General features: G+C 61.9%; 6 protein-coding genes and 1 pseudogene. 2 read left to right on the plus strand and 5 right to left on the minus strand.

The genetic code is table 11. From position 1 onward, the window contains the following. Positions 1 to 56 precede the first annotated feature (56 nt). On the plus strand, positions 57 to 956 hold the full coding sequence (locus P0D89_RS38210; RefSeq protein WP_408358346.1) for a LysR substrate-binding domain-containing protein: 900 nt from the start codon (positions 57 to 59) through the stop codon (positions 954 to 956). A 115-nt stretch (positions 957 to 1,071) separates the two neighbouring features. Here the strand turns inward: P0D89_RS38210 and P0D89_RS38215 are convergent, their stop codons facing one another. Continuing rightward, positions 1,072 to 2,250, minus strand: coding sequence for a porin (locus tag P0D89_RS38215; RefSeq protein ID WP_408358347.1), 1,179 nt, complete (start codon positions 2,248 to 2,250; stop codon positions 1,072 to 1,074). 227 nt (positions 2,251 to 2,477) lie between these two features. On the opposite strand from P0D89_RS38215, the pseudogene P0D89_RS38220 reads away from it, so the two are divergent. Then, positions 2,478 to 2,768: pseudogene (locus tag P0D89_RS38220) on the plus strand (MetQ/NlpA family ABC transporter substrate-binding protein); the annotation flags it as partial. Positions 2,769 to 2,938: 170 nt separating this feature from the next. On the opposite strand, the gene P0D89_RS38225 reads toward P0D89_RS38220, so the two are convergent. The 4 genes from P0D89_RS38225 to P0D89_RS38240 form a co-directional block, all read right to left on the minus strand. After that, the gene (locus tag P0D89_RS38225; RefSeq protein WP_408358348.1) at positions 2,939 to 4,054 is read right to left on the minus strand and encodes a succinylglutamate desuccinylase/aspartoacylase family protein; all 1,116 of its coding nucleotides are present in this window, start codon (positions 4,052 to 4,054) and stop codon (positions 2,939 to 2,941) included. A gap of 301 nt (positions 4,055 to 4,355) precedes the next feature. Continuing rightward, on the minus strand, positions 4,356 to 5,138 hold the full coding sequence (locus tag P0D89_RS38230; protein ID WP_408358349.1) for an ABC transporter substrate-binding protein: 783 nt from the start codon (positions 5,136 to 5,138) through the stop codon (positions 4,356 to 4,358). 339 nt (positions 5,139 to 5,477) lie between these two features. After that, positions 5,478 to 5,783 (minus strand): hypothetical protein, encoded by a 306-nt coding sequence (locus P0D89_RS38235; protein ID WP_408358350.1) that lies wholly within the window; start codon positions 5,781 to 5,783, stop codon positions 5,478 to 5,480. 213 nt (positions 5,784 to 5,996) lie between these two features. Beyond that, the coding region (locus P0D89_RS38240; RefSeq protein ID WP_408378134.1) for a hypothetical protein at positions 5,997 to 6,429 on the minus strand (433 nt) is incomplete at its 5' end.

Genomic DNA, 6,429 nt, shown 5'->3' on the forward strand with positions numbered 1-6,429 from the left:
CGCAAACCCACTGCCTCTATAATGGCCGGCCGCTATCCCCTCACTGTCGACCAACAATGCTTGATCTCGGACAAGTGCGTTGCTTCGTCGCCGCCGCGACGGAATTGAATTTCAGACGTGCCGCGGCGCTGCTGAACATGACCCAGCCGCCGCTGAGCAGGCAGATTCATTTGCTGGAAGACAGCCTCGGCGTGATGTTGTTCGAACGCGTCGGCCGCACGGTCAAGCTGACGACGGAAGGACGCGTGTTTCTCGCGGATGCGACGCGTCTGCTGAGTCTGGCCGAGCAGGCCGAAAGCACCGTACGGCGTGCGAGCAAGGGCAAAACGGGACGCGTGCGGGTCGGCTTCACCGGAGCGGCGGGCTATGAGCTGATTCCGGAGTTGCTGGTCGAGGCGTCGCGCGTGCTGCCGGATATCGACGTCGTGCTGCTCGAACTGATCTCGGTCGCGCAGATCGAGGCCTTCGCCGCGAACGCAATCGACCTCGGCTTTCAGCGGCCATTGCCTTCGCGGCAGAAACTGGAGTCTCTGCTCGTCAATGAAGAGCCGTTGATCGTCGCATTGCCAAAGGGCCACGCTCTGTGCCGTTACGAGCAGATCGAACTCAAGCAGTTGAACAATCAACCGTTCATCATGCATTCGCCCACGCAGGGCAAGTACTTCTACGACCGCATCACGGGCATGACCACCGCCGAGGGTGTGACTCTGAACGTCGCGCAATACATCGATCAGACGCCGACCATCCTCTCTCTCGTGCGCGCCGGACTCGGCATCGGCATTCTGCCGGCGTCGGCGCAACGATTCCATTACGACAATGTCGAGTTCCGGTTCATTGCCAACAATGCGATTCAGGCAGAGATGTGCATGGTTTGGCGCGCCGATCAGGACAACCCGGCGGTCACCGCGTTCCGGCTGATGGCGACGGAGTACTTCGCGAAGAAGGCGCAGGGCTGAACGCGCGAGCGGTTACGACGAACCCCATGCTCCAGAAGAAAAACGCCCCGCAGGGCGTTTTTCAGAACTTCGACACGGCAAGGAACGCGCGCGCTCCCTGCCGTCCAAGACACACTTAGAACTTGTGACGGATGCCGACGCGGAATGCCAGCTGGTTGTCCGCGCCCGTGCCCGACGTGTTGAAGAAGCTCGTGCTCGAGCCGATCTGCGCTTGCAGATCCTGCGTGCCGTTGTGGCCCGACGCGATCTGATAGATACCCAGTACATACACGTCCGTACGCTTGCTCAGCGCGTAGTCGGCGCTCAGGTCCACCTGGTTCCAGTGACCCGTGTTCGCGCCGCTCAGGTGCATGTAGGTGTAGCCTGCGCCTGCCGTCACAGCCGGCGTAAATGCGTACTTCGCGCCTGCTTCGTATGCGGCGAACGTCGTCGACTCACCAGAGATCGGTGCGAGGCGCGTGTTCGTGTACAGGGCCCACAGCGTCGCTGCGCCGATTGCGTAACGGCCGCCAACGCCGAAGGTGCGCAGGTCCTGGATCTGGCCGCTGCCGATCGTCGGGAAGGTCACGTTAGCCAGCGAAGTCGGGAATGCCGGAGATGCCTGACCCGGGTAGCGGATGTCCGTGTACGCAACGCCCAGACCGAACGGGCCGTTTGCGTAGTTCGCGCCGAAGCTGTAAGCGCGCGACGAACCTGCAACCGGTGCAGCGGTCGTGCCCGTGCCCGGCGTGCCGGCAAAGCCGCCTGCCTGGTTCGAGAAGCCGTACATCGCGCCGAAGGTCAGGCCGGCGAAATTCGCACTGCTGAACTTGACCGCGTTGTTGATACGGCTCGACGTCAGCTGGTCGACGTCGTTGATATGGTAAGCGTAGTTACCCGCGACGGTCAGGCCGCCGGTCGAGTAGTTGCCGCCCAGGTAGTCCGTCGAAAAGGAGTACTGGCGACCGAACGTCAGCGAGCCGACGTTGTCCTGCGACAGACCCACATACGCTTGACGGCCGAACATCGCGCCGCCCTGGCCCAACGTACCGTTTCCGCTGTTGAAGCCGTTTTCCAGCACGAACAACGCCTTCAGGCCGTTGCCCAGATCTTCGGTGCCGCGCAGACCCCAACGGCTGCCTTGCGCCACGCCGTCGTCGTACTTGAAGAGGTTGTCGTGGCCGGTTGCCGACTTCGAGTTGTTCACGTAGCTGATACCGGCATCGATCAGGCCGTACAGCGTGACGCTGCTTTGCGCGTGGGCAGCGGTGGCGAAGACGGCGAGGGTAGCGGTGGTCAATACTTTTTTATTCAAGACTTTCTCCGGTTAAAAATTAAGCGATCGCGGCGCCGAACTCTTTGGCAGGTCGTGCGATGGCCCGAAATTTAAGGGAGCGCTGAGTACCGTATGTGACAGATTTGGTAATTTTTGAATGTGTCGTGTCGGCGCGACACTCGGATGGTTTTAAAAGTCGAGTTGCGCAAGGCAGCCGTGCATAAGCTTTTTCCGGATCGCGGATATGAGCGCATGCGAAGCAATTGCCGAAGAAGATCAAGCTGGTCGAACTCGACGCCGCGCAAATGCCGTGCGCGTTCGACGACCTCGACGCGGCGTCGGTCAATACCGACTACGTGCTCAAGGCCGGCATTCAGCCGACTCAAGACGCGATCGCTATCGAAGACATCAAGGGGCCGTACGCGAATGTGATCGCAGTGCGTGTGCGGGATCGCAATCAGCCGTCGATGAAGAAGCCGGTCGCCTCATATGAGTCCGACGAGGTGCGCAAGTACATCGTTACGCAGTCCAAAGGCGCGATCATTCCGGCGTTTTGAGCGGTGTTTGGCTGGTTTCGCCTCAACCGCCAGTATTTGATAAACGCTCCCGCGTAAACGCAGATCGCCCGCTGAACCAGCGGGCGATCTGTTTTGTTGCTCAAGACCTCAGAGACTGATGCGCACAATCGCGGCAAATCAGAGCGCGATTCCGGCCACGTATCAATTCATCAATTGCTCAACAACGAGCCGCTTCTGAACGCCTTCGCGCCGGCAATCCGCGCGAACTCCACGCCGGCCGTCGCGAAACGTGTCAGATGCCGCGCGTACAGCACGCCGGCCACGCTGTTCTTCAGCGTGACGACGCGATCCGTCAACGGGTCGACGATGTCGGCGATCGGATGGCCGGCGTCCACCCACGTGCCGACCTCGCAGCGATACACCAGCACGCCGCTGATCGGCGCGACCAGCGGTTCGGCGCCGGCGAGCGGCGTGGCGGCGAACTCGAGCGGCGGCAGCGGCGCGGGCGTGCCTTCGATCACGCCGCGCGAGGTCAGATATTCGATGATCGCCTGCGCGTCATGCTCGGCGTACTCGTAGGACACTTCGCGCTGGCCGCGCAGTTCGACCGTGACGGAGATCGAGCCGTTCGGAATCGGGAAGCGGTCGCCGTAACGGCCGCGCAGATCCGACCAGCAGAAGCTGTGGATTTCGTCGAACGGGTTGCCCACCGAATTGAGCGCCAGCAGCGAGGCCTTGGCGTCGAGATAGCACGCGAGTGGCTCGACCTCCGGCCACAGGTCCGGGTTCGTGTACAGGTGCATCGCCGCTTCCCAGTCGCAGTGCAGATCGAGCACGACATCGGCGTCGTATGAGAGCTTTTGCAGCGCCAGACGTTGCGAGTCCAGTTCGGTCGCGGGCTGTTGCGCGTCGAGCGCTTCGCGCATTGCCACGCGGATCGCGGTGCGGTTCGCGTCGATGTCATCGGTCAGGCGTGCTTCGATGACCGGCTGCACCAGCGCCGACAGATCGTGGAAGTTGCGGTTGAAATTCTGCGCCGTGTTGGCTTCGAAACGTCCCGTCAGATGGCCGAGAAAGTGCTGGTTCAGGCCAATCGGGTTGGCCACCGGCACGATCACGACTTCGCCGCGCAGCTTGCCGGCGGCTTCGAGCGCGGCCAGCTTGCGGCGCAGCGCCCACGACACCAGCATGCCCGGCAACTCGTCGGCGTGCAGCGATGACTGGATGTAGATCTTCTGGCCGCCGCCGGGACCGTAGTGGAAACTCGTCAGGTTGCGGGCGGTGCCGAGCGTCGGGGCAATCAGCGGATGGGTTTGGGTTTGCATGGTTTTCAGAGCCGCGGCCCAATCTGGCATGCCGCGTTATGTCGTTGATTACAGTGGGAAAGCGTGCTGTTCCGGGAGTTGCTTCGGGTACTGCTTCAAGTACTGCGCGGCTGGCCAGGGCCGGAATATGATGAGCCGCCCGGCGGCATTGCGATCACACGATCTTAGCCGATATGGCGCGCGATGTGGCTCGCTGCGTCTCTGCGGGGCTCGCTGGGGCCGCGCAAACGAAAAACGGGCCCCGCAAGTGCGGAGCCCGTCTGGCAAGCCGTCAAGCGCGCATGACGCACGCGAGGAGGGCTTAGCCGCCGTACACGTCGAAGTCGAAGTACTTCTTCTCCAGCTTCTTGTACGTACCGTCCTTGATGATGTCGGCGATCGCCTTGTCGACCTTCGCTTTCAGGTCCGTGTCTTCCTTGCGCATGCCGATGCCCGCGCCGTTGCCGAGAATCTTCGGATCTTCGAGGTTCTTGCCGACGAAGTCGAAGCCCGCGCCGCGCGGCGTCTTCAGGAAGCCGATTTCAGCCTGCACCGCGTCTTGCAGCGCGGCGTCCAGGCGGCCCGACAGCAGGTCGGCATAGACCTGGTCCTGGTTCTGATACGGCACGACCTTCGTGCCCTTCGGTTCCCAGTAGGTCTTCGCGTAGGTTTCCTGAATCGTGCCCTGTTCGACGCCGACCGTCTTGCCCTTCAGCGACTCGGCCGTCGGCAGGATGCCCGAACCCTTCTTCGCGACGAGGCGCGTCGGCGTGTTGAACAGCTTCGACGAGAACGCGACCTGTTCGGCGCGTTGCGGCGTCATCGACATCGACGACAGCACGCCGTCGAACTTCTTCGCCTTCAGCGCCGGAATCATGCCGTCGAAGTCGTTTTCGACCCACACGCACTTGGCATCCAGGCGCTTGCAGATTTCATTGCCGAGGTCGATGTCGAAGCCAACGAGCTTGCCGTCCGAGCCCTTGGACTCAAAAGGGGGGTAGCTGGCATCAACGCCAAAACGGATCGTCGACCAATCTTTAGCGTGTGCGCCAATCGAGACGGTGGCAAGCAGAGCAACCGTCAAAGCCGCTAGCAGTTTTTTCACTGTTTAACTCCTCGGTGTAGTTCAAATACGCCCACGTGCGGTTGTGCCGCTGCGGGACGCCCGGCGCGATTCGCGACCGGGTTTGGGTTGAAGCCGCCGGCCGGGGGCGGCCAGCAGCGCGCGCCAAGCTTATCAGTTCAAAAAAGTTGGGTAGCTAGTGAAACACCGGATGGCGGGCGAGGATAGTCTCTAAAGCGCGCGCGGCGCTGTGTAATGCCGAAGTAATGAAGTTGACTAAATGTGTCGTGGGGCGCGAATTGGAGGGCCAGAATGACGAGGGCTGGTTTGCGCAATTCATCCCTGTTGCGCCCGGTGCGTGGCGCGTCGCGCAAGCCGCCCCTACGCCTTGCCGGGCGCATCCGCGCGGCCTGCGCCGATCGCTCCGCACCAGAGTTCACCCTTGCCGAGCATTTCGGCGTCGCGCGCGCTCATGTCCCCGCAGGCGCCGGGCGAGTCCAGCGTGTCGCGCTGGATGCGCGCGAGCGTCGCGCGGTTCATTTCGCCTTGCAGCCAGCCGCCGAAGCACGCTATCGATCCGGCCATCACGGCCACTCCCATCCACTCGGTTTTGCTCAGGCGCATCGTCTGCTCGTTGTTCAGCTCATCGACAACCCGGCCGGCGCGCCGCACATCAGCTCGCGGCATTGCCGCGCGCGTGTCGCCACAGTTGCTGCGCGGACTGTCGTCAGCCGCTGCCGGCGGGTTGGTACAAGCCATGGTTATCGGCAGCGGCATCACGCTTCTTTAGATGCGGCGCGGTAAAACGGTAATTTCCGGTAAGCGCTATTTAGTGGGGGAAATGACAACGCATTGTTTGAATCCGCCTGCGCGCGATTAAAGATTGCGCATGAAATGCCGTTAAATGCAGATGAGCGGATTTGCCGTATTCGCGTCGACGGCCTGTTTTTTTATACCGGTGGGTTCGGAAATAAAAAAGTGCGGCTTTAGCGCTATCATCGGTGCTCTTCGCCTTCGCCATGTTTGCAGCGAACGAGCGGAGCAGTCCGGAAAGTCACCGAGCCCACATTCGCCGCTGCCATACCGCGTGTTTGCGCTCGTCCAATGGCCTTCTGCTAAACGGTGTTGTATATGCTCACGATGTTGCCGGCGGATGAAATGCGCTGTTTCAGACAGTCCTTTCAGCGACGACTGGCGGCCGCATCTGCGTTTGCACTCGCTCACCTGCCGCGCGGCGGGATGTTTCGCGCCGTATTGACGCTGTTGCTCGGCGCCGTTTTCGGTTTGGGCTTCGCGGCGTGGGCGCCGGCCGCCCCCCGCGGGGGAGTCCAGG

Origin of the sequence: Paraburkholderia sp. RL18-085-BIA-A (assembly GCF_046027075.1) — a bacterium.
In the GTDB taxonomy this organism is placed as follows: domain Bacteria; phylum Pseudomonadota; class Gammaproteobacteria; order Burkholderiales; family Burkholderiaceae; genus Paraburkholderia.

Excerpts from the sequence above, each read along its gene's own strand:
- P0D89_RS38225 (WP_408358348.1), bottom strand. The coding sequence starts at position 4,054 with ATGCAAACCCAAACCCATCCGCTGATTGCCCCGACGCTCGGCACCGCC.
- P0D89_RS38235 (WP_408358350.1), bottom strand. The coding sequence starts at position 5,783 with ATGCCGCGAGCTGATGTGCGGCGCGCCGGCCGGGTTGTCGATGAGCTG.
- P0D89_RS38210 (WP_408358346.1), top strand. The coding sequence starts at position 57 with ATGCTTGATCTCGGACAAGTGCGTTGCTTCGTCGCCGCCGCGACGGAA.